Raw genomic sequence first — 24,147 nt, forward strand, 5'->3', positions numbered from 1 at the left:
GCTTAGGGAGGATAAATGAGCCAGCAACGTCCAGAAGACGCTTTGGGGAATCAAAATAATCCACCTAGCTTTACTCCATCGAATAAACACAATAAAAACGCGAATTCAATACCGAGCTTTCCGCCTAAAAACGCACACAATAACGCGCATAAAAACAGCGAATTAAACAAGCAAGAGACTGTTCAGCGTGCACCGTCGTTTGAGCCAAAGCCTAGAAAAGTAAGCCAAAACTCGCAAAATTATCGCACGCAAAACACTGGCACACAAGCATATAGCGAGCAATACTACCCCGAACAAAGTCAGCGTTTAAGCCAAAACAATGCAAGTGCATCTAGTTTTACTTCAAAAAGAATCCAAAACTTTAGTCAAAACGAAGTTAGACCAATAGCAAGTAATTCTTCTGCTGGAACTCTTGCTTTTAGAAAAAAACATCGCTTACTAAAGTACTTATCCCTGCTTTTAGTAACAATATTGATTCTTGTAGGAGCACTAGGCGTTTTATCTTGGAACTGGGTTGACTCTCAAATTAAGCGAGATAATTGGCTAACGGATACTCCAGATACTCAAGAAACAACTTGGCTAATCCTGGGATCGGATCAGCGAGAAGGCGAAGAAGCAAAAGAAATAACTGGATTTAGAACAGATACGATTCTTGTTTTAACAAAACCAGTAAGTGGGCACAGCTCCTTAATATCCATTCCAAGAGACTCGCTAGTTTCTGTAAACGGCCAGCAAATGAAGATTAACACAGTTGCACAAGATCTTGGAAATAGAGCATTAACAAAAACCGTTGAAAAAATTACGGGTCACAAAATAGACCACGTTGCAGAAATAAAATTCGCAGGACTTACAAACGTTGTAAACTCGCTTGGAACAATAGACTTATGCTACGATCGCACAGTTAGCGATGTCTACAGTGGGCTTAATTGGACTGCAGGATGCCACAGCGTAGACGGAAACGTTGCATTAGCATTTTCTAGAATGAGATATGCGGATCCTCAATCTGATTTTGGAAGAGCTGCAAGACAGCGAATGGTAATTAGCGCAATAATGAAAAAAGCTTTATCTAGCAGCACGCTTACAAACTTTTCAACAGTAAAAGGCTTTGCAAAAGCATCGCTTGATTCTGCAATATTAGACGAAAACTCAAATCCTGGAACACTGCTGAACATGGGTCTTGCTTTTAAGGAAGCAACAGGAAAAGACGGCGTAACAGGAACAGTCTATTGGACTAATCCAGATTATTGGGTGTATTCAGTTGGATCAGCCGTTTTGTTAGACGATGCTAAAAACATTGAATTATTCGATCAATTATCTGCTGGAACGCATGCGCCTGGAAACGTTGGAACGCTTGCAGAGCAATAAACATAATTTTAGCTAATCATATTTAGCCAATTTAGCCTTTAACCACATTTATAGTTTTTACTTGCATATTTCTTAATCGCAATACACTATTGCGTTATGGAATACGAAAACAATGCAAATAATACTAAAAGCATAGCTTCAAAACCAATGTTTTGGATGCAAATAATGGCAAATATTGTGCCTATTTTAGCCAATATTGCTCTTGCTATAATGGCGTTTTTGCAAAAAAGTTGGATGATGCTTGCAATGATTGTTCCTAGCATAATGATGTATATTGCTTGCTTAATACCGCAAATTGTTCAATACAATTCAAACAAAAACAACAAAAGTTTAGTAAAGAATAATACGAATCAAAGCGTTCACTTTAGCAAAACAACAGTCGACTCTCATATTAAAGGTGTTCCAGAAACTCTTGTTCCAATCAACCTGGAAGCAATGCTGATTAATAACGCAAATCAAATCGTTTCTACAAATTACTCCAAAAACATGCAAAATCGTGTTCCTCCATGGAAAAATGTTGTATACGCTTGGCTAGTGTCTTCTAAAAACTCTTTAGAAGCTCCAATCGGAATAAACAGCAGCGGTTATTTTTGTATAGATCTTGTTAAAAATGGTCCGCACGCGCTTGTAGCAGGAACAACTGGGTCTGGGAAATCCGTTTTACTAACATCTTTGTGTTTGGCTCTAGCTTTTAGATATTCACCTAAATTATTGCAATTTGTGTTTATGGATTTTAAGGGAGGAGCTACATTCGATTCTCTTTCCACACTTCCACACAGTGTTGGAAACGTTGGAGACTTAAATCTTAAGCATGCTGCAAGAGCATTGCGCGGATTAGAAATGGAATTAGATAGGCGAGAAAGATTGGTGGCAAATCAAGGCTGCCACGATATTAGTCAAGTAAAACCAAGCGAGCCTTCAATGGTGATTGTTATAGACGAATTCCATGCTCTTAAAAATCAACTACCCGATTACATGAATCGCCTAATACGCATAGCTTCTGTTGGAAGATCCCTAGGAATGCATCTTATAGCGTGCACACAAAATCCAATGGGACAAGTAAATGCAGATATGAAGGCGAATATGTCTATAAACATTTGTTTAAGAGTTAGAGACGCAATGCAATCGCACGAACTACTTGGGTCTCCTGCCGCTGCAAGCATAAACCCGAATAATCCTGGAGCAGCATATTGCAATACAGGAGACGGAATAGTAGCGTTACAATGCTCACAAAATCAAAACAAAAATTCGCTTATAAAAGCAATCGAATTGGCTGGAAAATTCTATTGCTACAAAACTCCTAAGCAATTGTTTAGCGCTCCCCTACCAAGATACTTAAATAATTCAACACTTAATAAATACTGCAAAAACACAAAAGATAGCGAATTTGGACTTTTAATCGGCTTAAAAGACGACGGAATTAACCTAAGCGAAGCAATTTTGCCAACAAATCTTGGAAACATAGCAATTATTGGTGGAAGCAAACGAGGAAAGTCTAATCTTATAAATGTGATTAAAAATGCTATTAGTGTGCAAAATCTTGATTCAAAAAACATTCACATTCAAGACAACGCAGACTCACTTTTGGAGCCTTTTAACAGCGACGAAAAGTCTAAAGAATTGCAATGCAAACTAAAAGACACTAAAACAACAGTAATATTTTGCGCTCAAAACGCAAGACACATACGCATACCAGAGCAAGCGCCAGTAAGAATAATCTTCCCAACAGGCGATGCTGCAACAGACTCAATGCTTGGAATACCTAACGACTTACTAAAAACACTAAGCGTGGAAGATTACCAAACACCAGGAAGATGCATAATGGTGATTCCTGGAAAAGCTAATTTGCTGCAAATATTGAGTTTTACATAAAAATATGACTTAAATCACTCAAAAGATTAAAAAAATTTTTGTAAAAGTCTTGAAAAAAAGTTATATTCATGCTTTCCTGGAGTGCGGATAGTTTTATACAAAGTCTAGCAAATTTAGTAAAAATATACGCGTATTAAAAAGAGGTTATTTACTTATGAGTAGCGCATTCGACTGGCGTGCAAAAGCAGCTTGCCGAGATAAGGATCCTGAACTTTTCTTCCCAGTAGGAAATAACAGCTCATCCAATCAGCAAGTTGAAGAAGCCAAAGCAGTGTGCAGAACTTGTAATGTTGCCGACAATTGCTTAAGATGCGCTCTAGAAACAAGCCAAGATTACGGCGTTTGGGGCGGTCTTAGCGAAGATGAAAGGCGCTCGCTAAAGCGTAGAGCAATGCGAGCGCGCAGAAATCAAAACGCTGAATTTTAGTTAAATAGACTACTCTACTCCAGGAACGCGCAGCTTAATATCCAGCAAAACGCGAGTTCCGCCTTCTCTTCGCGATTCCCACTTAACAGTGCCACCAAAATCGTTAGTAACAAAAGTGTTGATTAGCTGAGTGCCTAATCCAGATCCAGAAGACTTTGCCATTCCATGCAAGGATTCGCTTTCGATTCCGCCGCCATTGTCTTCTACAACAATACTAAGATTGTCTCCTCCACGACCAACAGAAATCTTAATATGACCTTCACTCATGCCTTCAAAACCGTGCTCAACAGCATTTGTAACAAGCTCGGTTAAAACAAGAGAAAGAGGCGTTGCGTCTTGAGCTGCAAGCTTGCCGAATTTACCACAAAAATCAACTGTAATATTTTGATTTTGCGAAGCAAGTTCAATCGTCATTTTAAGCAAGCTAGAAATCACTTTGTCGAAGTCAACAACCTCATCGGCTGTCTGGCTTAAACCTTCGTGAACAAGAGCAATAGTTTGAACTCGCCTTTGAGCTTCTTCTAGCTCTTTTCTAACTTCGTACGACTTAGTTTTTCTAGCTTGAAGACGAAGCAAAGCAGAAACAGCTTGAAGATTATTCTTAACGCGATGATGAATCTCGGAAATAGTAGCGTTCTTAGTCTGAAGCTCCTTTTCTCTTCTAAGAACCTCCGTAACATCTCGGCAAAGAACAACTGCACCAGTTCTATCGTTAGGACCATAAAGCGGCAGCGAGCGCATAGAAACAACGGAATTATTTACTTCTAACTCGCAATCAACATCTGCTTTACCGCTTAATACCAAAGGCAAGCTTTCGGGAACAACATCGTTTGTGTGAAGAAGACGCGCTCCAAACTCGCACAAGAACTCGCCTTGCATAGTGTTTAATCCGCCAAGTCTGCGGAAGCAGCTGATTGCGTTTGGAGAAGCATAGCGAACAACACCGCTTTCTTCTAAAATAATAAAACCATCTGCAACTCGAGCATTGTGGCGCTGATTTAGCATTGAATCGTGGTACGGAAACTGCTCGCGCGCAATCATGTCGAACAACGTTTTGCCAGCATTAATGCTTTCCGTCTCGTATCTACCATTTGATTCTCTTGTTGCAAGATTTGTTTCTCTAAGAACAAGACCAAGCGTTTTGCCATTGTGACGAACTGGAGCGTAAACATTGCAAACAGTAGCTCTTCCAACAGTTCTTAAAACCGAAGAGTGGAAACTTGTTTCTTTACTCATTGCTGCTTCTAGCTCATTATGCATTGATTCATCTAGCTTTACGCCGAGTAAATCTTCGGTTCTAAGCGTGATTGCTGTAGACGGACGGCATTGTTCTGCTACAACGTAATCTCCATTGCCATTTTGAATAACTAAAAGCAAGTCTGCAAAACTTAAATCTGCTATTACTTGCCAATCTGCTACAAGGTGATGCAACCATTCGCGATCCGACTCGTCAAAATCTGGACGTGTTGCAAGAATATGAGAAAAATCAGCCATGATTTAATAATATAAACACGCGAATATAAACACGCGAATATTCCAAAGTTTCGCAAGTACATATAAAACAAACAAGTACATATAAAACAAAAGTGCAGAAGTTTTATCTCCTGCACTTTTATCTACATCTAATAGCTTGCACTAATACGAGTCTTACGACTAATCCAATCCAAGCTCCAAGTTTCCACCAGGAATTGCGTCGAGAAGATCGCGAGTATATTCCTTTTGAGGATGATCAAACACTTCGTCGGTTGTAGCATGCTCAACAAGCTTTCCGTGCTGCATAACAACAACCTCGTCCGCAATCTGACGAACCACTGCCAAATCGTGAGTGATGAACAAGTAGCTTAATCCGCGCTCTGCTTGCAAATCGTTAAGCAAGTGCAAAACCTGATCTTGTACAAGCACGTCTAATGCAGAAACAGCTTCATCGCAAACGATTACGTCTGGATCCAACGCCATTGCACGCGCAATCGCAATGCGCTGACGCTGACCGCCAGAAAGCTCGTTCGGGAATCGAGTCATAACAGAAGCAGGCATGCGAACCATATCCAAGAGTTCACGCACACGATTCTGGCGGCTCTTTTTATCGCCAATCTTATGGATTCGCAAAGGCTCTTCAATAGAACGATAAATCGAATACATTGGGTCTAGCGAGCCGTAAGGATTTTGGAATACTGGCTGAACATGACGACGGAAATCAAGCAAATCTGCGCCCTTTAAGTCAGCAATATTCTTGCCCTCGTAGGTAACAGTTCCACTTGTTGGCTTTAGTAATCTCAAAACCATGTTTGCAACAGTAGACTTACCAGAACCAGATTCACCCACAATTGCCAACGTTGTTCCGCGCTTAATAGAGAACGAAACATCGTCAACAGCTTTGAAAAGTTCCTTCTTGCGCGGAAGCTTAAACTCGCGAGTTAAGTGGTCGACTGTAATAATATGCTCGCTCTTTTCAAGAGTTTGCTCACCTACTACGTGATGCTCAAGCAAATTATCCGCGTTGCCGCCATGCTCCTTAACGGAGATGATTCGCTGAGAAGCAAGGCTTGGAGCGGCAGCAACAAGTCGCTTAGTGTACGGATGCTGTGGATGTTGCAAAACGTCCAAAGATGGACCAGACTCAACAACGCGACCCTTATACATAACAACAACGTGCTGAGCACGAGCTGCAGCCAAACCTAAATCGTGAGTAATAAAGAGCACAGAAGTGCCGAGAGAATCGGTAAGCGTATGCAAATGGTCAAGAATACGCTTTTGAACAGTTACATCTAGTGCGGAAGTTGGCTCATCTGCAATCAGCAAATCTGGACGGCAAGCCAAGCCAATCGCGATTAACGCGCGCTGACGCATACCACCAGAAAACTCGTGCGGGAACTGACGTGCGCGAGTTGCAGCATCTGGCAAACCAGCTTCATCAAGCAAACCAGCAATGCGGTCTTCAACGCTTGCACCAACAACATACTTTTTGGCGATTTCCCAAGCCTTGTCGTCGTTCACACCGTACTTGATTAAATCGTCTGCAACGCGCCAACGAGTTTCGGAACCCGGAACCCACTCTTTTTTGTAGTATTCCATAGCTTCATTAAACTTTTCGGCATTCGTTTGCTCGCTAAGACCAGCCTGTGCCAAAGCTCGCTTTGCTTCGTCCAATAATGCGCTCAGTTCTTTAGAGCCAAGGAAGATTTCGTCTTCGTTGCTTTTAACTTCTACAGCGTCTCCCGCTAAAGCTTCTGCCAAAGCGGAGCGCTTCTCATGGCTAACGTCAACGCCATTTGCAAGAAGAGCTTCTTTAACTTGAGTTCCAATTCGCCAAACAGGGTTCAAATTACTCATAGGGTCTTGCGGAACCAATCCCATTGCCGTTCCGCGCAAAGCCGCATAATCTTTAGGCTTTAGATTGCTTATTTCTTGACCTTTAAGCTTAATAGAACCACCTGTAACGTGACCTGTTCCAGGAAGTAAACCAAGAACCGCCATTGCAGAAGTAGACTTTCCAGAACCAGATTCGCCTACGATTGCAACCCACTGACCTGGGTAAACGTTAAAGCTTGCATCGCGAACAGCGTGTACGGCCTTTTTAGAATCCGTTGTAAAGTCAACTTGAAGATTTTTAACTTCCAGCAAAGGACCCTGCTCGCGTTGCATTGCAATAGTATCTACATTTTTACGTGTTGCTGTGTTCATAATCACTATTCCTCCACGCTAACTTACGCCTTACGGCTCTTTGGATCCAACGCATCTTTTACGGCGTCGCCCATCATAATAAAGGCGAGCACAGTAATGGCGAGCGCAATGGATGGATAGAACAAGACTTCTGGATTTGTAGTAAGAACATTTCTAGCGGTAGAAATATCTACACCCCAGCTAACTGTTGTTGTTGGCAAACCAATACCCAAGAAGCTAAGTGTTGCTTCCAAAACAATGTAAGAGCCGAGAGAAGTTGTACCTACAACAATGATTGGAGCCAGCGAGTTTGGAATAATGTGCTGGAACAAGTTTCGCATTGGAGTAGAACCTAAAGCGGTAGATGCTGTGTTAAATTCAAGATTCTTGGATTCCATAACAGCACTTCTTGCGATTCGAGCAACGCCTACCCATCCAAAGAGAACCATAACAAACACGATTTTCCAAATCGACTTAGACGTGCGGAACATTTGCAAAACTACGATTGCACCTAGCAGCATTGGCAAAGCCAAGAAAATATCGGTGATTCGGCTAAGAACCGCATCAATCCATCCTCCAAAGAATCCAGCCAAAGCTCCAATTAGCGAACCAACTAACACCACTAAAGCCGTTGCTAGCAAGCCAACGCTTAAAGATGTACGTGTTCCATATACAACTCGAGCGTAAATATCGCATCCTTGCATGTCGAATCCAAACGGATGCGCAGCAGAAGCTGGCTCAAGCGAGTGCTCCAAAACACAGTAATTAGGATTGTGCTTTGTGAGAGCGCCTGGGAAGAGCGCAACAAAAATAATCGCAATAATCAAAATTGCAGAAACAATAAACAATGGATTTCTGCGCAAAGATCGCCAAGCATCAGCCCACATGCTTGTAGCTGGAGCGGATTCATCTACAGAATCAACTTCTTGAAGAGGCGTATCGTCAAGAGGAGCAACATAGCGTTCCTGACCTGGCAATGTATTGTAATTTGCATTATTTGTAATCAAATTATCTTCCATCAAATTATCTTCCATAATGTGCTCTCCTTACGCGTAGCGAATGCGCGGATCTAGAGCCGCGTACAACATGTCAACAAGAAGATTGCTGACTACAAATATCAACATAAGAAGCGTAACTATAGAAACAACAAGGTTTCCTTCTCCCTTTAGAATTCCCTGATATGTAAGGAATCCAACGCCATGAATGTTGAAGATTGTTTCCGAAATCATTGCGCCGCTCATAAGAGCGCCCAAATCTTGACCTAAGAATGTAACAACAGGAATAAGCGAGTTACGCAAAATGTGTCGAACAATAACGGAGCCTTCTTTTAAGCCCTTTGCGCGAGCCGTGCGCACGTAATCAAGCGATATGTTTGACGAAACTTCCGACCTTGTAAGTCGAATAATATACGCCATTGAAACGGATCCAAGAACTATTGCAGGAAGAAGAAGATCGTAGAATCCAGGATCATTGCTTGCAGTAACAGGCATAATATGCCACTTAACACCAAACAAATATTGGCCAATAAAGCCAGTAACAAATGTTGGCACAGAAATAAGAAGAAGTGATACAACCAGGATTACACTGTCGTACCACTTTCCTTTCTTTAAGCCAGAAATTATGCCGAAAGCTACGCCGAATAAGGCTTCAAAAGCAAACGCCATCAACGCAAGCTTAATGGTTACAGGGAATGCGCGGCCAATCTCGTCAATTACTGGCTGACCAGCAAAAGTATGGCCAAAGTCAAGAGTAAGCGCATTCTTTAAGAACAACAAATATTGAATAATAAATGGCTTATCCAAATTATACTCGGCACGAATTTGCGCTTCTACAGCATGATTAATTGGCTTATCGCCAAACATTGCTTTTACTGGATCTCCAGGCAAAGCAAACACCAAAGCGTATACCAACAATGTTGTGCCGAGAACCACAGGAATCATCTGCAAAACACGACGCAGAACGTATTTACCCATTGGTTTCTCCTTATATATTTACTTAAAAATTCGCATAGCACACACCCAACTTGTGGCTTGCATATTGATTTAACCCAACCTAAGTAAAAACACAAAGTGCTGCCTCGAACAGCGGATAGAATTTTGTAATTTTATTCGCCATTCGAAGGCAGCAGCACGTTTTTACATGCTATTTAATTATGATTTATTTTTAATAGCTACTTGATTTTAATCTTTACTTGTGGAGCTTGTAGTAAAGTGGCATATTCTGCCAATCCATTACAAAGCCCTTCAAGCTTGGAACCATAACAGCCTTAGCGTTCGCGTAGAACAGTGGGATGTATGGAAGATCCTCAAGAAGAATCTCGTTAGCTTGCTGATAAAGCTTAGTTGCCTCAGCTGGCTTAGAAGAAGCAGCCTTCTTAAGCAAAGCATCAAACTTAGGATTCTTGTAATCAGCTTCGTTAGAGCCATTGCCATCTGCAGCAACAGAAGCAAATTCCTGAGTCAAGTAGTTTTCTGGGCTTGGGTAATCTGGCATCCAGCCTGCACGCCATGCACCCTTAACCTGACGCTGTTCGCATGCGTTACGGAACTCTTGGAATGTTGGAACTGGAGTGGTTTCAGCATTAATTCCAAGATGATTCTTGAGGGAGTTTACAACTGCGTCGAACACAGACTTAGCGTTGCCATCGGCGTTGTAAGTAAAGGTAAGAGGACCATCATACTTAGAGATCTTATCTGCCTTTGCCCAAAGCTCCTTAGCCTTTGCGGCATTAAACTTAAGATTTTCGTGACCCTTAAGATCTGCCTTGTAGCCTGGAGTCAAAGGAGAAGTGAACTCGTTTGCAGGAGATGCAGTGTTGTTAAGAACCTTCTTGATGATGGTTTCGCGGTCGATTGCCATAGAAACAGCTTGACGACGCAAGCGGCCTTCTTCGGTAGTTACATCGAAGTGTGGCAATTTTGCATGAATACCAAACTGCTGGATTACAGAACCTGGACGGTTGTATGCCTTAACAGTGGTGTCCTTTTGGAAAGTCTTGGTTTCGGTATCTGGAATGTTATCCGTCATATCAAGATTGCCAGACTGAACATCGCGGTAAGCAGCGGTGCCGTCGGTGTAAATCTTAAAGGTAACGCCATCATTCTGAGCCTTACGTGGGCCATCGTAATCTGGGTTCTTTACAACTTCGATCTGCTTGTTGTGATCCCAAGACTTAAAGAGGTATGGACCAGAAGAAACTGGCTTTTCGCCATAAGCCTTTGGATTCTTGTAGAAGGATTCTGGAAGAGGAGCGAATGCAAGGTAACCAACCTTAATAGCAAACACAGAATCTGGCTGGTTCAAATCAACAGTAAAGGTGTACTTATCTACAACCTTTAAGCCAGAAAGCTGCTCGTCGCCCTTAGTGTCATTCTTCTGCAAGTCTTCGTAGCCCTTAATGGTCTGGAAGAAGGAAGAGCACTTCTGAGCATTCTTAGCGTTTGCTACAAAGCTCCAAGCCTTAGTAAAGCTTTCTGCGGTGATTGGAGTGCCATCGCTGAACTTCTTATCTTTCTTAAGCTTAACAGTGTATTGGGTTGCATCCGCGTTTGGAGTTACGCTCTCGGCATCTTCGTTTACCGTATTGCCTTTTTCATCAAAAGTGACCAACGTGGAGTTGACCAGCAAACCAATGCGACCACCAGCATTTTCGTTAATGTTTCCTGGAACAATCTCATTCTGAGGCTCGGAGTTGTTTACAGTAATAACAACCTTGCCACCATTTGTTTGAGCGGTCTTCGAGGCAGAAGAACCACATCCACCGAGCAGCATAGCAACCGAGCACGCAGCTGCGGCAAAAAGTAATGCCTTATTCTTCATATGTTTTCTCCTAACGTCGGGTATGGCAGGATTCAATTAAATATCACGAAAAAGTCTCATTACAAGCTTTGCAAAGCCTTTACGCTTTACAGGCTCTATAGGCTTAATAAATAAAATCCACCTAGTATTTATTGCCAGATGGATTCTTTGCAAAGCCAATAAGGAGGCCTCTTCGTTGATTAAAATTCAATCATACGGATTTTATTAAACAACGCAAGCTCAAAGTCTAAATGTAAAATTTACTGTTATTTTGTCTATAAACAGTAAAAACAACTATTGTAATAGAAAAATATTAGATTAAATCGTGTTTTATGAGATATTTTGCCAAGTCTTTTACATCTGCAGTGATATTACAAAAATGTAAATTTACATCTGGAATATGTAACAATCATGTTAAACGATGCAAAATATGCAACAAGATGATTAAGTATTAATCAAAATAAAAAGTGGTGTAAAATCGCACCCAAAAATACGAGTCTACACCACTTAATAATTTAAGTCAAGTAGCTAATCGAATCTAGTAAAATAGTTTGATTAAATCACTTAGCGTTATTTGTTTGATGCTCAAGAGCAGCTGCCACTAATCCAGCAAACAAAGGATGAGGCTTAGTTGGACGAGACTTAAACTCTGGGTGAGCTTGAGTTGCAACATAGAATGGGTGAACACTCTTTGGAAGCTCCACAAACTCAGTCAAGTTACCATCTGGGCTTTGGCCGCTAATACGCAAGCCAGCTTCGCGCAAACGATTCTTATATGCCACGTTCACTTCGTAACGGTGACGATGACGCTCAGTAACATGCGTAGTGCCGTAAAGCTCAGCAACAATAGAGTCTTCCTCAAGCGTTGCAGGGTAAGAGCCAAGTCGCATTGTGTGACCCATATCTCCTTTACCAGCCACGATATCCTTCTGCTCTTCCATAGTCGCAATTACTGGATCGCCACAATCCTTCTCGAACTCAGTGGAATTAGCATCCTCAAGCCCAAGCACGTGACGAGCGTACTCAATAACCATAGATTGCAAGCCAAGGCAAAGGCCAAGCGTTGGCAAGCCATGCTCGCGAGCGTAACGGAGCGCGCCAATCTTACCTTCAATTCCACGAATGCCGAAGCCGCCTGGAATAACCATGCCGTCCATTTGGTCAAGAGCTGCAGCAGCACCTTCTTGAGTTTCGCACTTGTCCGCAGCAACCCAGCGCACGTTAACTTTAGCCCAGTTTGCAAAACCGCCAGCCTTAATTGCCTCCGTAACGGAAAGGTACGCATCTGGTAAATCAATGTACTTTCCAACGATTGCAATGTTTAGCTCATGCTTTGGATGATGAACGCGCTCAAGCAAATCTTCCCACTCGTTCCAATCAACATCGTGGAATGGAAGCTCAAGCTCGCGCACAACGTAAGCATCCAAGCCCTCGTTGAACAAAATCTTTGGAACATCGTAAATGCTTGGAGCATCCACGCAATTCACAACGCCTTCTGCATCAACATCGCACATAAGCGAAATCTTGTCTTTAATGCCTTGATTAAGAGGGCGATCTGAACGCAAAACAAGCGCGTCTGGAGAAATACCAAGAGAGCGAAGCATCATTACGGAATGTTGAGTTGGCTTAGTCTTCAACTCGTGAGCTGCAGCAATATAAGGCACCAAGGAAACGTGCACAAACATGCAATTTTCTGGGCCTAAATCGCGGCGAACTTCGCGAGCAGCCTCCAAGAATGGCTGCGACTCAATATCTCCAACAGTACCGCCGATTTCCGTAATAATAACGTCTACATCGTCGCTAGCTTGCGCACGCATACGCGATTTAATTTCGCCAGTAATGTGTGGAATAACTTGCACGCACTGACCCAAATACTCGCCAGCGCGCTCTTTTCTAAGCACGGATTGATAAATCTGGCCAGTTGTAACATTAGCTTTTTGGCTAAGAAAAACATCGAGGAATCTCTCGTAGTGACCAATATCAAGATCTGTTTCTGCGCCATCTTCTGTAACGTAAACCTCACCATGTTGGAATGGGTTCATTGTGCCTGGGTCAACATTGATGTAAGGATCAAGTTTTTGTTGTAATACATGCAATCCGCGACTGCGTAAAAGTCGGCCTAAAGACGATGCAGTAAGACCTTTTCCGAGGGACGAAACAACGCCACCAGTAACAAAAATATGCTTTGTAATATGCTCCTGAGAGTTACCATGTTTTCTTCTAACCATGGAACTCCATAGTATCTTCGAGCCTCGACTCGGGTGTTACACAATGAGCAACAGCTTCTAGTGCAAGTTTGTAGCCATATAGCCCCATGCCTGTAATAGTTCCAGTTGCAACAGCGCTAATAACGCTAATTTTACGAAAAGCATCGCGCGCAGAAGGATTAGAAATATGCACTTCCACTAGCGGCACTCCAGCATCCAAAACCATGTGAGCAGCATCCGCGAGCGCATAACTGTAGTGTGTAAAAGCAGCAGGATTCATAACTACTGGAGTATGTGTATCAGCTGCTTCATGCATCCAGTGAACCATTTGTGCTTCGTCGTCACTTTGGCGCACTTCTACTTGCAAATTAAGCTCTTGCGCCCACTTTTTGCAAAGCGAGCACAGCGCTTCAAAATCTTGATTGCCATAAACGTCTGGCTGGCGAACGCCTAATCGCCCCAAATTTGGGCCATTTACTACAAAAACCTTGCGCATATTTATCACATTTTCTTGATTTTCTTGATTTTCTGCATCTACCATTTCTGCATCTACCATTTTCTAACTTCTAATCTTATTAAACGCTTCGCGAATCGCCTCCAGCGGCGGATTATCTAAGTGAATCGGGTTTCCAATCCCGTCTAAAACAACAAATCGCAAGGTGTTGCCTCTAGCTTTTTTATCTTTATGCATCAAATCAAGAACCTTATTAAAAGCATCGTCACTACTGCCGCCGCCATTCCAAGATATTGGCAATCCAAGTGACTTTAAAAGTGAACTATGATACTCAACGTCTTCTGGACTTAAATAGCCCAAAATTTTCGCAAGCTCCGCCGCAAAAACCATTCCAACAGCAACTGCGTTTCCGTGACGCCAAGAAAAATGCTCTATTTGCTCTATTGCATGCCCAAGAGTATGGCCGTAGTTCAAAAACTCGCGCAAACCTTGCTCTTTTAAGTCGTTAGAAACGTGGTACGCCTTAACGCGCACGCTTTTTTCTATTAAATCGCAAACCATATTGTTCAAGTGTGAATCGCTTAAAACAGAAGAGCCATCGAGAGTGCGTAATTTGCTAGCATTTTGCGGATTTTCCAGAATTTTTAGGATGCTCGTATCGCCAATAAACCCTGATTTTGCAACCTCTCCTAAGCCTTCAACAAAAATATCGTTATTGAGAGTAGAAAACGCGCAAGTATCTGCCAAAACGCCTGCAGGCGTGTAAAAACTACCAACCAAATTCTTGCCAAATGCAGTATTTACGCCAGTTTTTCCGCCAGTCGAAGCGTCTACCATAGCAAGAAGAGAAGTTGGGCAATTTACGTAGCGGATTCCGCGCATCCAAGTAGATGCAACGAATCCAGCCAAATCTGTGGCTGCTCCACCGCCCAAGCCAACAATCGCATCTGAACGCGTAAAACCAGCATTTGCAAGATGCGACCATACAAAATCCGCAACCTTAACGGTTTTGCCAGCCTCTGCGTCTGGAATAAGAATGTCGAAAACATCGTAGCCAGCAGCGCGCAAAATAGTTCTTGCTTTATCGCTATGCCTTTGAACAGGCTGAGTGTGAATCAAAGCTACTCGAACAGGCTCTTTTCCAAGCATTTGCGGCAAAAGACTCATAGCACCAGCGCCAATATGAACATTATAGTCTTCAATATCTTTGCCACTTACATGCACAATTCGTTGCATAATCATATCTTTCAGCTTTCTTGCGGCAGGTTTTGGCGTTAATCCGTAAACACGAGCGTGCAAATTCGCTACTTTACAAAACACGGGGTCTCTTCTAGCAAACAAATCCAACCACCGTTTTGCTCCGTCTTTGCCGCTTAGCATAGGGCGATTTGAATTCCAGCTTACGCGCTCAATTGCATCGTTTGGATCCACTTGCAAGTAAACAACGCGGCCACCGAGTTTTGTATATTTTTTTAAGACTTCTTGCGTTTGTGGGCGCATTGGGGAGCCGCCGCCGAGGGCGATTATTGGGGCGGATTGCTCAGAATCTGCAAAAATAGCATCTTTAACAATTTGAGCTTCAATATCTCTAAAAGACTCTTCGCCAAAATCCTTAAAATATTGGCTAATCGGCATATTGATTTTTTGCTCAATTAAATCGTCTGTGTCTACAAAAGGAACATTCAAAATATGCGCTAATTCCTTGCCAACACGCGTTTTTCCAGCTGCAGGCATGCCGATTATAACAGCTAACGGCATTTTGTATTTAGGCACACCGTGAGTGAAACTTTGCAAAGATTCTTCGCTCATCTCATATGCTCTTTCCAAGATTGAACGTAACTCTTAGCATTCCTAGCAGTTTCTTCTAGCGAATCTCCACCAAACTTTTCTAACGCATACTTTGCAAGCGTTAATCGAACCATTGCCTCTGCAACTACGGAAGCTGCTGGAACTGCTGTAAAATCGGAGCGCTGATTAATTGCCTGCGCTGGCTGGCCAGTAAGCACATCTACCGTTCTCAAAGCACGCGGAATGGACGGAATAGGCTTCATTGCTGCACGCACGCGAATTGTCTCTCCATTTGACATTCCGCCTTCAATGCCTCCTGCGCGATTGCTAAGGCGCGCAATGTTGCCATCTTCGCCTGTTACGATTTCGTCGTGAGCAACCGAACCAGGGCGATTTGCTTCTTCAAAACCATCTCCAATTTCCACGCCTTTAATGGCCTGAATTCCCATAAGCGCGCTTGCTAATGCCGCATCCAATCGGCGATCCGACTCAACATACGTTCCAACTCCAGCAGGCATGCCGTAAGCCAAAACCTCAACAACACCGCCAAGCGTATCTGCATTGGCCTTTGCTTCATCAATGCGAGCCATCATTCGCGCTTGCGCATCTTTATCTAGAGTACGAACAGGCGAAGCATCCAACGCCTCAATATCATCTGGTGTTGGCAGGGCTAAACTTTTGCTTACATATTCGCCGCCGATCCCAATAACGTGCGCAACTGTTCGCACGCCAAGCGCCTGTTGCAAAAACGCATTAGCTACAGCACCTAAAGCCACGCGGGAAGCCGTTTCCCTAGCACTCGAACGCTCCAAAACCTCGCGAGAATCACTAAAACCGTACTTACGCATGCCTGTTAAATCCGCATGCCCTGGGCGAGGCCTAGAAAGAGGCGCGTTACGGCCTTCTTTTGGCAAATCATGGTCTAGCGGATCTGCACTCATCACTTCCACCCACTTTGGCCACTCGCTATTTGCGATTTCGATTGCAATTGGAGACCCAAGAGTAACACCGTGGCGAACACCTGTAAGCAAACGCACTTTGTCTTGCTCAAACTTCATTCGCGCTCCGCGACCATATCCAAGTCGTCTACGCGCAAGAGCAGAAACAATGTCTGCGCTAGTAATCTTAACTCCTGCTGGCATGCCTTCAATCATTGCCACCAGCGCTTCACCATGCGACTCCCCTGCCGTTTGCCATCTAAGCATGCCTTCTCCAATCGCGTTGTGCGTTATATTTATTGTTATACTTCTTGCACTTAATACTGTTCTTTATTTTAAATCAATACTCGATTCTAAATCTGTATTCTACTAACCACTAAGTATTGCTAACAATCCACGTAATCAATCGCAAAATCTGGCAAACTTTTCTAGAAACCACTATCTTTATTTGGTATTGTGTGATTCCTTGTTTGCTGTTGCGCGACTTCCTATTTAGTATTGCGCGAGGTTTGAGTATTTCTCTCCTCGCAGGCGCGCCAACCTGCCGGAGCGCTTAAAGCGTAGCGCGCGAAGGCAATTTGGCGCGCTGAGCAGCTCAAGGCAGAAGCACTGCTTCTGCGCTGCGAAGACGTGAGCGCGCTTAGACCGCGCGAACGAAACATCTCATTCATGGCGAAAAATCTCGAATCTCCACCTTACTTATCACTATAGAATTGCAGCAAAAGTTCAAAGCATAACAGCGATGAGCGCAGATACAGCTAGAACAGGCACGAACGGGATTTTATTTTGCACATTTTTAGACTTAACGCGGAAAAATCGCCAGCAGACTCTAGAGCAGATTTTCCACACTAAAATCCAAATTAATCCAAATATTCCGACTGATGCAAACCAGTAGATTATGCAATCAAATCCAAATAGCGCCAAAGCTTGAGCGATCATAGAAGCGCATGTAACATCGCCAAATCCAAGTGCTCCGCGCACGCAAAGTTTTTGCACCAAAACATAGATTGCAAAAACTGATACTGCACAAAGCCATCCGCGCAAAAGAAAATTAACATTATGAAAAGTAATCAGCGAAAAAATAAGGTTTGCTGCAGATTGTGTAAAAGCAGCTAGTACAACCCAAAGTCTAGGCACAATGCGGCTTGTTAAATCCGTTGCGCACAATGCAATCATGCATATAAGCGTTGGCGTTGTAAATAAACACGAGATAATAAACTGACTCATTTGATTATGCTAAATGCGCAAAAACTGCGAACGCAACAAATTATGCTCAATGTGGTTAAAGGCTTTTTGTAATTACGCAAATACGCAAAGTGAAGTAGAGAATCTCGGTGATGAAAGATACGCAAAAGTCCTAAATATTCAGAAGGTTTGATGTATTTCTCTACGAGCAATAAAAGAGGAGCGTAGCGACGGGATTTGCGAGGAGAGAAATACTCAAACCTCGCACAACGCTAAATAGGAAAGCGCACTACGCTTTAAGCGAAAAGGCAGGTCCTGTCGTTAGCGCGGTCTAAGCGCGCTAACATCTTCGCTTGCGTTGAAAGCACACTGTGCTTTCAACCTTAAGCAAGCTCAGCGCTACGAATTGCCTTTTCGCGCTACGCTCTAAGCGAAAAGGCAGGTCGTAGCGCTAGTTGGCGTTTTCGTTGGAACGCTTATACTCGTCGCGAATCTTTAAGAAATCGTCGTAGTTATCCGCAAACTTAGTTTCGCCAGTCTTTAAGTTAGTAGTAACAAAATAAATCCATGGACCATTCGCTGGATTAAGAGCCGCCAAAATCGCGTTATCTCCAGGAATGCTTATAGGAGTAGGCGTCAACCCCTTGTGAATCCTAGTGTTGTACGGGTTGCTTGCATCGTCTAGCTGCGATTGCGTAAGGTTAATCGCCTTAATCCCAATTCCGTACGCAACCGTAGTATCCATTCCCAAAGGCATGTCTTTAGCTAAACGATTTAAGATTACGCGCGAAACTTTGCCGTAGTATTCACGATTATTGACTTCTGCTTCTGCAATGGAAGCAATTTTAAGAACTTTTTGACGCAAATCACCCCTAGGAACGCCTAGAGAATCAAGCTTTTTAATGCGCTCATCTACCATTTTTGCCAGTATCTTGCTAGCTGATTTAATGGCTTTTACGTTGTAAACTCCAGGCTCCAACCATCCTTCAAAGCTTCCGCCAGCTTCTGGCGGCAAAATCCCCTCGCCGTCCGCTTTTTGAATAGCGTTAAATTGAGCAATGTCAATTCCCGAGATTTGTGCAGCCTTGCGAATAACCTCCGTTGCGCGCTCCCCTGCTTTAACGTCTAGGAATCCGCCCGCCTTGCTTTGATTGGAAAGAATTTCCACTACGTCCATTGAATTCATGTGTTTTTTAAGCGCGTAAATTCCTGGGTACAAAATCTTGTTATTTGCTGCAACAATGTTAGAAAAAGTGGATTGCGACTTTACAACCTGCGCCTTAACAAGGTTATTTCCCACTTCTACAGCTCCTTGGCCTGGTTCAATCGTAAATTCAACGAATCCACTTCCAGGACCTGGCCAGTCTTCCATTATTGACGACTGACTATTGTTTCTTACATAAACCGCAACGCGATATAAGCCGTATCCAACAACAAATAGCAACGCAAAAACTAGCGTAAGAATAAATGCGATTATGCGATTCCGCTTGTTTCTGCGATTTTTACGCGCAGTTCTTGCTTTTCGCGATTTTGGCGGAACAGGAGGATTGGATGAATTGTGACTCCATTTAGCGTTTTGATTGAAAAAATCGTCTATATTCTCACTCATTAAACGCTTCCTTTCTGATGGAGTTACTTTGCGAGTCACTTTGCGAGTCGCCTTTTACATTTTTGCAAGCATTTCTGTAATCGTCAATCGCAGATTGCAAAATCAACACTGCCGATTGCTGATCAACCATTGGACGATGCTTTTTAGTGGAAAAATCAGCATCTAACAATTGCCTATGGGCAGTAACTGTTGTTAGTCGTTCGTCGTTAAAAACGATTTCTGGAATAAAATCAAGCGACCAATCGCCATAATCAAAAAGCGATTTAATGCGCTTGGCTAAATTAGCACCCCATCTGCGCGCTTTTTTAGCAGACTTTCCTTCGGATCCATCTAACTGTAAGGGCAAACCAACTACGACTCGGCTCACACTATTGTCTTCTATAACGTTAATAACGTCTTCAATCGCATTAAATGAGTCGCCATAAGCTTGAATATTACCGATTGGGTGCGCAAAACTCAGCTCAGGGTCGGACTTAGAAAGTCCAACCCTGGCATCTCCTAAATCAACGCCAAGCCAAATCATACGAAAACTCTAACTTATTAATTCGGCTCGAGTGTTAAACATCTTAAACATTCAACCTTTTGACTATAGCTTCAAAACTTCGGCTTTCACGGCCTCGAGTGCTTCATCAATCTTAGAAGCATCCGCACCGCCACCTTGAGCAAAGTCTGGCTTGCCGCCGCCACCGCCGCCAAGCACCTTGGAAGCTGTACGCACCAAGTCGCCAGCCTTAGCGCCAGCCGAGCGAGCTGCATCGTTAGTAGCAACAGCAACCATTGGCTTATCGCTCTCGTTTACACCGCACAAAGCTACAACTACTGGCGCATCTTCGCCCAAGCGAGAACGAACGTCAAGAACAGTCTTGCGCAAAGCGTCGAAGGAACCGAAGTTTCCAACATTCTTTACAGCAAGCTTAATCTTTGAGCTGCTTTGCTTAGCTGCATCAACTAATTCTGGAACAGCCTCATTAAGCTGGGATTCGTAAACAGAAGCAAGCTTGCGATCGGAATCCTTCATCTTGTTAAGCAAAGACTCTAAGCGCTCAGCCAATTCGTCTGGACGCGCATTAACCATGTCTGCAAGTTGCGCAACCAAAGCATGCTCGCGAGCGCCATATTGGTACGCTTCTTCGCCGCAAAGCGCGTCGATTCTGCGCACACCAGAGCCAATAGAAGACTCAGAAAGGATTGTAACCATGCCAATCTTGCCAGTGCTCTTAGCGTGAGTACCGCCGCAAAGCTCGCGGCTCCAGCCATCGCCAATCTCTACAACGCGAACAATATCGCCATACTTTTCGCCGAACAAGTGCATTGCGCCAAGCTTAAAAGCGTCGTCAATTGGCATTTCCTTTGGAACAACTTGCAAGTCTTCGCGAATACGCTCGTTTACGCGAGCTTCTACGCGCAACAATGCGTCTTTATCAACAGCCTTTGGCCATTGGAAGTCAAAGCGCAGACGGTCTGGATCTACCACAGAACCGCGCTGAGTTGCCTGTGGGCCAAGCTCCTCACGCAAAGCCTTGTGAAGCGTGTGAGTTGCCGTGTGGCTTCTAGCCAAAGCCGCACGGCGAACCTGGTCAATATTGGTGTTTACAGGAGCGCCAACACTAAGCGTGCCTTCAGTAAGTCGGCAGCTGTGAACAATCAAATCCTTGATTGGTCGCTGAACATCGTCAACTTCCAAAATCGCGCCGTCATCGGAAATAATCTCGCCCTGATCAGCAATCTGACCACCGCGCTCAGCGTAGAACGGCGTGCGATCAAGAATAACCTCAACGTTTGCAGGAGCGCTAACGCTTTTAACGGAGCCTTTACCTGCTTCAACAATTGCCAAAACGTTTGAACGGCTGGAGAAGTCTGTGTAACCGAGGAAGTCGATTGGCTTTTCGAGTGCCTTCTTAATGTCGTCGTAAACGCTAACGTCCACATTGTGACGCTTCTTCAAAGCATCCGCGCGAGCGCGACCTTTCTGCTCGCTCATAAGCTCGCGGAACTTAGCTTCATCAACCTTAACACCCTGCTCAGCAGCCATCTCTAGAGTCAACTCAATTGGGAAGCCGTAAGTATCGTGCAAAGTAAATGCGTCGGAGCCACCAACAATAGGGTCATCCTTGTGTTCCTTCTTGGCTTTTTCAACAGCCAAGTCAAGAATAGTCGTGCCCTTTTCTAGAGTGCGGCGGAATGCATCTTCCTCACCGTATGCAGCTTCGCTAACCTCGTGGAAAGTGTTGTTAAGCTCTGGGTAGCTTGGCTCCATAGCGCCCTTAGAAACTGGGAACAAGGTTGGCAAAACTGGGTCTTGCACGCCAAGCATGCGCATTGCGCGAACAGTTCTGCGAAGAAGACGGCGAAGCACGTATCCGCGGCCAACATTGCTTGGACGCACGCCATCGCTCATAATCATCAACGCGGAACGCACGTGATCTGCCACAACGCGGAAACGAACATCCGCATCGGCATTGCTGCCGTACTTTACGCCGCTAAGCTTTTCTGCAGCTTCAATAACTGGATAAACTTCGTCAGTCTCGTAAATGTTTTCCTTGCCTTGCATAAGGTAAGCCAAACGCTCCAAACCAGCGCCTGTATCAATATTCTTTTGATCAAGCTCACCAACAATGTGCAAATCGGTCTTAGACTTTACGTTGTCTACCTGGAAGTTCTCAAAAACCAAATCCCAAATCTCAATAAAACGAGATTCGTCTGCAGCAGGACCGCCATCCTTGCCGTATTCTGGGCCACGATCCACGTAGATTTCGGAGCATGGGCCGCCAGGGCCAGGGCCACCAGTAGTCCAGAAGTTATCTTCCATGCCAAAAACTTGCATGTGCTCTGGGTCGAAGCCCTCATTCTTCCAAATTGCGCGAGCTTCGTCGTCATCTGTATAAGTAGTTACCCAAAGTTTTTCTGGGTCAAAACCATAGCCGCCCTTATCTTGCGGAGTTGTTAAAAGCTCCCAAGCGTAGTGGATTGCTTCTTCCTTAAAATAATCACCAAAGCTAAAGTTTCCAACCATTTGGAAGAAGGTGCCGTGACGAGTTGTTTTACCAACTTCGTCAATATCGAGCGTACGCACGCACTTTTGGTTAGACGTCATTCTGCGAGAAGGAGGCGTTTGCTCTCCTAAAAGATAAGGTATGAATGGAACCATGCCTGCAATCGTGAAAAGCGTCGTTGGATTTGGAGAAATCAGCGATGCAGAAGGCACGACCATATGTCCATGATTACCAAAATAGTCAAGATAACGCTTTGCAATTTCTGCTGTGCGCATGGGTACGAACTCCTTTTTTATTTATCAGACTTAGTATAAGACTACTTAGTAACTACTTAGTATAAGACTTATTTGTAAACGAATCGTCACGCTTATCAGCATACTTACTAGCATACTTAGAGTTAATCTGCGACTCGTGGGCTTTTCTGCTGGAATTAAAATCATTGTACAAAGACAAAATCGTGCTTAAAGTAAGATTTTTTGGATCTTTATCGAAGAAGAAATTCCTAGCGTTTTGTGGTAACTTTTCCTTAACGTACGCGCGAGCTTTTGTAACAGACATAACTCCCATTACAAAACCGATGCAAATCCAAAATAAACGCTTAAACATCACTCCCCCTTAGGCGTAAACGACTCGCCAGAATTTGCCGCATGCCTAGCGGAAGATTCTGCAGCATCCGTTGGAACAGTAGCCTTATTAAAGAACGCATTAAAAGTGTCTTTAAGCGCATAGCAAGCAGATGCAATTTTAACAACTGGCTTTCCAAGAAAAGCGCCATACAAATCCGTAAGAGCGCCAACATTTGTAGCTGTAGTGCGAGCAGCATCTGTAACGGCATTAACGTCTTCAAGGGTTTTGTTCACTTGTTTTACTGTGGTAACAGATTCGTCGATAGCAGGTAAAGCGTGTTCACCCGATTCCTTAACAGTTTGAGAAATCTGATTGAACATTTTACCCAGCCGAATAAGCGGATAAATCATAAATCCCGAAAGCACCGCAAACGAAATCGCCGCAATAAGAGCAGCAATGTCTCCAACGCTCATCGTAACCTCTTTCCTGCTGTTTTACACACGACTACCCACGCAATGTATTAAAAGATTAACGAAGAGTCAAGACTCTTTTTGTAAATTTAGCGAACATTTTTTGCGCAAACTAATCACATTTACTCGTTATATCCCTTAATTGTTATAGCTTGATCAATCGGCTCTGCTGTGTTGAAATCAAGGCGAGTTACACTTCCATTTTGCGGGCGCTCGCTTAAATCGTAACCAGCAGGCGCAAAACGATGCATAAGGCTTAAAAGCGTGTTTCCGTGGGAGATTTGCAAAACGTTGTCTCCGTCTTTTAACGCTGGATTGCTAGCGATTATTTTGAAACCGCCTTCAACGCGCTTCCAATACTCAATATCTGACTCCGCATCGTGGAATGGGTCGGCCTCTTTAAGCATGTCTCGAGTTGCAGCAAGACCAAATTTTTCAACGATTTCGTTATACGTTTTTGCTCCGTGAGGCGCGCCTGCAGCCCACCAAGCCATATTCATATCTTGGCCTTCAAAATAGCCGTAGCATTGCTCACGAAAATGCATATCGCTTACAAGATGCGGACGAATATGCGTATGCTTTTCGTTTTCGCTTAAAATACGCTCAGCTGTGATTTGCGCACGAGTTGTATCGGAGCAATATGCGGCAGCAAAAACAACGTTCTTAAGCTTTTGAGCTGCTAAATCGGCGTCTTTGAGCCCTTTTTGAGTTAGTGGAGAATTGCTCCATCCTTGCAAGCGATTGTAGCAATTAAACATGGTTTGGCCATGACGAACTAAATAAAGATGCAACAACATAACTTAATCATCTCACT

Annotated in this window: 19 protein-coding genes; 3 read left to right on the top strand and 16 right to left on the bottom strand. The window is 43.6% G+C overall.

Annotation, left to right across the window (positions count from 1 at the left end):
• The first annotated feature begins 15 nt into the window (after positions 1-15).
• From NYP67_RS04970 to NYP67_RS04980, 3 genes are all read left to right on the top strand, one after another.
• A complete protein-coding gene (locus NYP67_RS04970; protein ID WP_473411256.1) occupies positions 16-1,365 on the top strand; it encodes an LCP family protein in 1,350 nt (449 codons plus the stop codon).
• Between the two features lie 96 nt (positions 1,366-1,461).
• On the top strand, positions 1,462-3,237 hold the full coding sequence (locus NYP67_RS04975; protein WP_115756779.1) for an FtsK/SpoIIIE domain-containing protein: 1,776 nt from the start codon (positions 1,462-1,464) through the stop codon (positions 3,235-3,237).
• A 154-nt stretch (positions 3,238-3,391) separates the two neighbouring features.
• Positions 3,392-3,664 (top strand): WhiB family transcriptional regulator, encoded by a 273-nt coding sequence (locus tag NYP67_RS04980; protein WP_016636286.1) that lies wholly within the window; start codon positions 3,392-3,394, stop codon positions 3,662-3,664.
• Between the two features lie 9 nt (positions 3,665-3,673).
• On the opposite strand, the gene NYP67_RS04985 is transcribed toward NYP67_RS04980, so the two are convergent.
• From NYP67_RS04985 to NYP67_RS05060, 16 genes are all read right to left on the bottom strand, one after another.
• Positions 3,674-5,158, bottom strand: coding sequence for a sensor histidine kinase (locus NYP67_RS04985; protein ID WP_004574649.1), 1,485 nt, complete (start codon positions 5,156-5,158; stop codon positions 3,674-3,676).
• A gap of 159 nt (positions 5,159-5,317) precedes the next feature.
• Entirely contained in the window at positions 5,318-7,345 is a 2,028-nt protein-coding gene (locus NYP67_RS04990) for a dipeptide ABC transporter ATP-binding protein (protein ID WP_016834636.1), read from the bottom strand.
• Between the two features lie 23 nt (positions 7,346-7,368).
• Positions 7,369-8,358: an ABC transporter permease gene (locus NYP67_RS04995; protein ID WP_004574651.1), complete on the bottom strand. Its 990-nt coding sequence runs from the start codon at positions 8,356-8,358 to the stop codon at positions 7,369-7,371.
• A gap of 12 nt (positions 8,359-8,370) precedes the next feature.
• Positions 8,371-9,297, bottom strand: a complete 927-nt coding sequence (locus NYP67_RS05000; RefSeq protein ID WP_473411257.1) for an ABC transporter permease — start codon at positions 9,295-9,297, stop codon at positions 8,371-8,373.
• A gap of 214 nt (positions 9,298-9,511) precedes the next feature.
• Positions 9,512-11,143 carry a peptide ABC transporter substrate-binding protein gene (locus tag NYP67_RS05005; protein ID WP_473411258.1) on the bottom strand — a complete coding sequence of 544 codons (1,632 nt, stop codon included), beginning with the start codon at positions 11,141-11,143 and terminating at the stop codon, positions 9,512-9,514.
• A 539-nt stretch (positions 11,144-11,682) separates the two neighbouring features.
• Entirely contained in the window at positions 11,683-13,350 is a 1,668-nt protein-coding gene (locus tag NYP67_RS05010) for a CTP synthase (protein WP_018640755.1), read from the bottom strand.
• Entirely contained in the window at positions 13,343-13,825 is a 483-nt protein-coding gene (gene aroQ, locus NYP67_RS05015; RefSeq protein ID WP_165845293.1) for a type II 3-dehydroquinate dehydratase, read from the bottom strand. The genes NYP67_RS05010 and aroQ overlap by 8 nt, the downstream gene beginning before the upstream one ends.
• Positions 13,826-13,888: 63 nt before the next feature.
• A complete protein-coding gene (locus NYP67_RS05020; protein ID WP_004131962.1) occupies positions 13,889-15,592 on the bottom strand; it encodes a bifunctional shikimate kinase/3-dehydroquinate synthase in 1,704 nt (567 codons plus the stop codon).
• Positions 15,589-16,776 carry a chorismate synthase gene (aroC, locus tag NYP67_RS05025; protein ID WP_004131960.1) on the bottom strand — a complete coding sequence of 396 codons (1,188 nt, stop codon included), beginning with the start codon at positions 16,774-16,776 and terminating at the stop codon, positions 15,589-15,591. Before aroC ends, NYP67_RS05020 begins: the two co-directional genes overlap by 4 nt.
• 459 nt (positions 16,777-17,235) lie before the next feature.
• Positions 17,236-17,685, bottom strand: a complete 450-nt coding sequence (locus NYP67_RS05030) for an A24 family peptidase (RefSeq protein WP_004131957.1) — start codon at positions 17,683-17,685, stop codon at positions 17,236-17,238.
• Between the two features lie 460 nt (positions 17,686-18,145).
• Entirely contained in the window at positions 18,146-19,303 is a 1,158-nt protein-coding gene (gene mltG / locus NYP67_RS05035; RefSeq protein ID WP_427897990.1) for an endolytic transglycosylase MltG, read from the bottom strand.
• Positions 19,296-19,826: a Holliday junction resolvase RuvX gene (gene ruvX, locus NYP67_RS05040; protein WP_472781536.1), complete on the bottom strand. Its 531-nt coding sequence runs from the start codon at positions 19,824-19,826 to the stop codon at positions 19,296-19,298. Before ruvX ends, mltG begins: the two co-directional genes overlap by 8 nt.
• A 63-nt stretch (positions 19,827-19,889) precedes the next feature.
• Positions 19,890-22,571 (bottom strand): alanine--tRNA ligase, encoded by a 2,682-nt coding sequence (alaS, locus tag NYP67_RS05045; protein WP_101889424.1) that lies wholly within the window; start codon positions 22,569-22,571, stop codon positions 19,890-19,892.
• Between the two features lie 52 nt (positions 22,572-22,623).
• Entirely contained in the window at positions 22,624-22,902 is a 279-nt protein-coding gene (locus NYP67_RS05050; RefSeq protein ID WP_004574662.1) for a hypothetical protein, read from the bottom strand.
• A complete protein-coding gene (locus NYP67_RS05055; RefSeq protein WP_004131946.1) occupies positions 22,902-23,336 on the bottom strand; it encodes a DUF948 domain-containing protein in 435 nt (144 codons plus the stop codon). The genes NYP67_RS05050 and NYP67_RS05055 overlap by 1 nt, the downstream gene beginning before the upstream one ends.
• A gap of 119 nt (positions 23,337-23,455) precedes the next feature.
• The gene (locus NYP67_RS05060) at positions 23,456-24,130 is read right to left on the bottom strand and encodes a histidine phosphatase family protein (protein WP_004131944.1); all 675 of its coding nucleotides are present in this window, start codon (positions 24,128-24,130) and stop codon (positions 23,456-23,458) included.
• Between the last annotated feature and the right edge of the window lie 17 nt (positions 24,131-24,147).

The sequence above is a fragment of the Gardnerella sp. c23Ub_4 genome (assembly GCF_055804115.1).

Bases quoted from the DNA above. Each gene is read 5' to 3' on its own strand.
- NYP67_RS05005 (WP_473411258.1), bottom strand. From the start codon at position 11,143: ATGAAGAATAAGGCATTACTTTTTGCCGCAGCTGCGTGCTCGGTTGCT.
- NYP67_RS04970 (WP_473411256.1), top strand. From the start codon at position 16: ATGAGCCAGCAACGTCCAGAAGACGCTTTGGGGAATCAAAATAATCCA.
- aroQ (WP_165845293.1), bottom strand. From the start codon at position 13,825: ATGCGCAAGGTTTTTGTAGTAAATGGCCCAAATTTGGGGCGATTAGGC.
- NYP67_RS05030 (WP_004131957.1), bottom strand. From the start codon at position 17,685: ATGATTGCATTGTGCGCAACGGATTTAACAAGCCGCATTGTGCCTAGA.
- NYP67_RS05055 (WP_004131946.1), bottom strand. From the start codon at position 23,336: ATGAGCGTTGGAGACATTGCTGCTCTTATTGCGGCGATTTCGTTTGCG.
- NYP67_RS05020 (WP_004131962.1), bottom strand. From the start codon at position 15,592: ATGAGCGAAGAATCTTTGCAAAGTTTCACTCACGGTGTGCCTAAATAC.
- alaS (WP_101889424.1), bottom strand. From the start codon at position 22,571: ATGCGCACAGCAGAAATTGCAAAGCGTTATCTTGACTATTTTGGTAAT.
- mltG (WP_427897990.1), bottom strand. From the start codon at position 19,303: ATGAGTGAGAATATAGACGATTTTTTCAATCAAAACGCTAAATGGAGT.
- NYP67_RS04990 (WP_016834636.1), bottom strand. From the start codon at position 7,345: ATGAACACAGCAACACGTAAAAATGTAGATACTATTGCAATGCAACGC.
- NYP67_RS05050 (WP_004574662.1), bottom strand. From the start codon at position 22,902: ATGTTTAAGCGTTTATTTTGGATTTGCATCGGTTTTGTAATGGGAGTT.
- NYP67_RS04980 (WP_016636286.1), top strand. From the start codon at position 3,392: ATGAGTAGCGCATTCGACTGGCGTGCAAAAGCAGCTTGCCGAGATAAG.
- NYP67_RS05060 (WP_004131944.1), bottom strand. From the start codon at position 24,130: ATGTTGTTGCATCTTTATTTAGTTCGTCATGGCCAAACCATGTTTAAT.
- NYP67_RS05000 (WP_473411257.1), bottom strand. From the start codon at position 9,297: ATGGGTAAATACGTTCTGCGTCGTGTTTTGCAGATGATTCCTGTGGTT.
- aroC (WP_004131960.1), bottom strand. From the start codon at position 16,776: ATGCTTAGATGGCAAACGGCAGGGGAGTCGCATGGTGAAGCGCTGGTG.
- NYP67_RS04975 (WP_115756779.1), top strand. From the start codon at position 1,462: ATGGAATACGAAAACAATGCAAATAATACTAAAAGCATAGCTTCAAAA.
- NYP67_RS04995 (WP_004574651.1), bottom strand. From the start codon at position 8,358: ATGGAAGATAATTTGATGGAAGATAATTTGATTACAAATAATGCAAAT.
- NYP67_RS04985 (WP_004574649.1), bottom strand. From the start codon at position 5,158: ATGGCTGATTTTTCTCATATTCTTGCAACACGTCCAGATTTTGACGAG.
- NYP67_RS05010 (WP_018640755.1), bottom strand. From the start codon at position 13,350: ATGGTTAGAAGAAAACATGGTAACTCTCAGGAGCATATTACAAAGCAT.
- ruvX (WP_472781536.1), bottom strand. From the start codon at position 19,826: ATGATTTGGCTTGGCGTTGATTTAGGAGATGCCAGGGTTGGACTTTCT.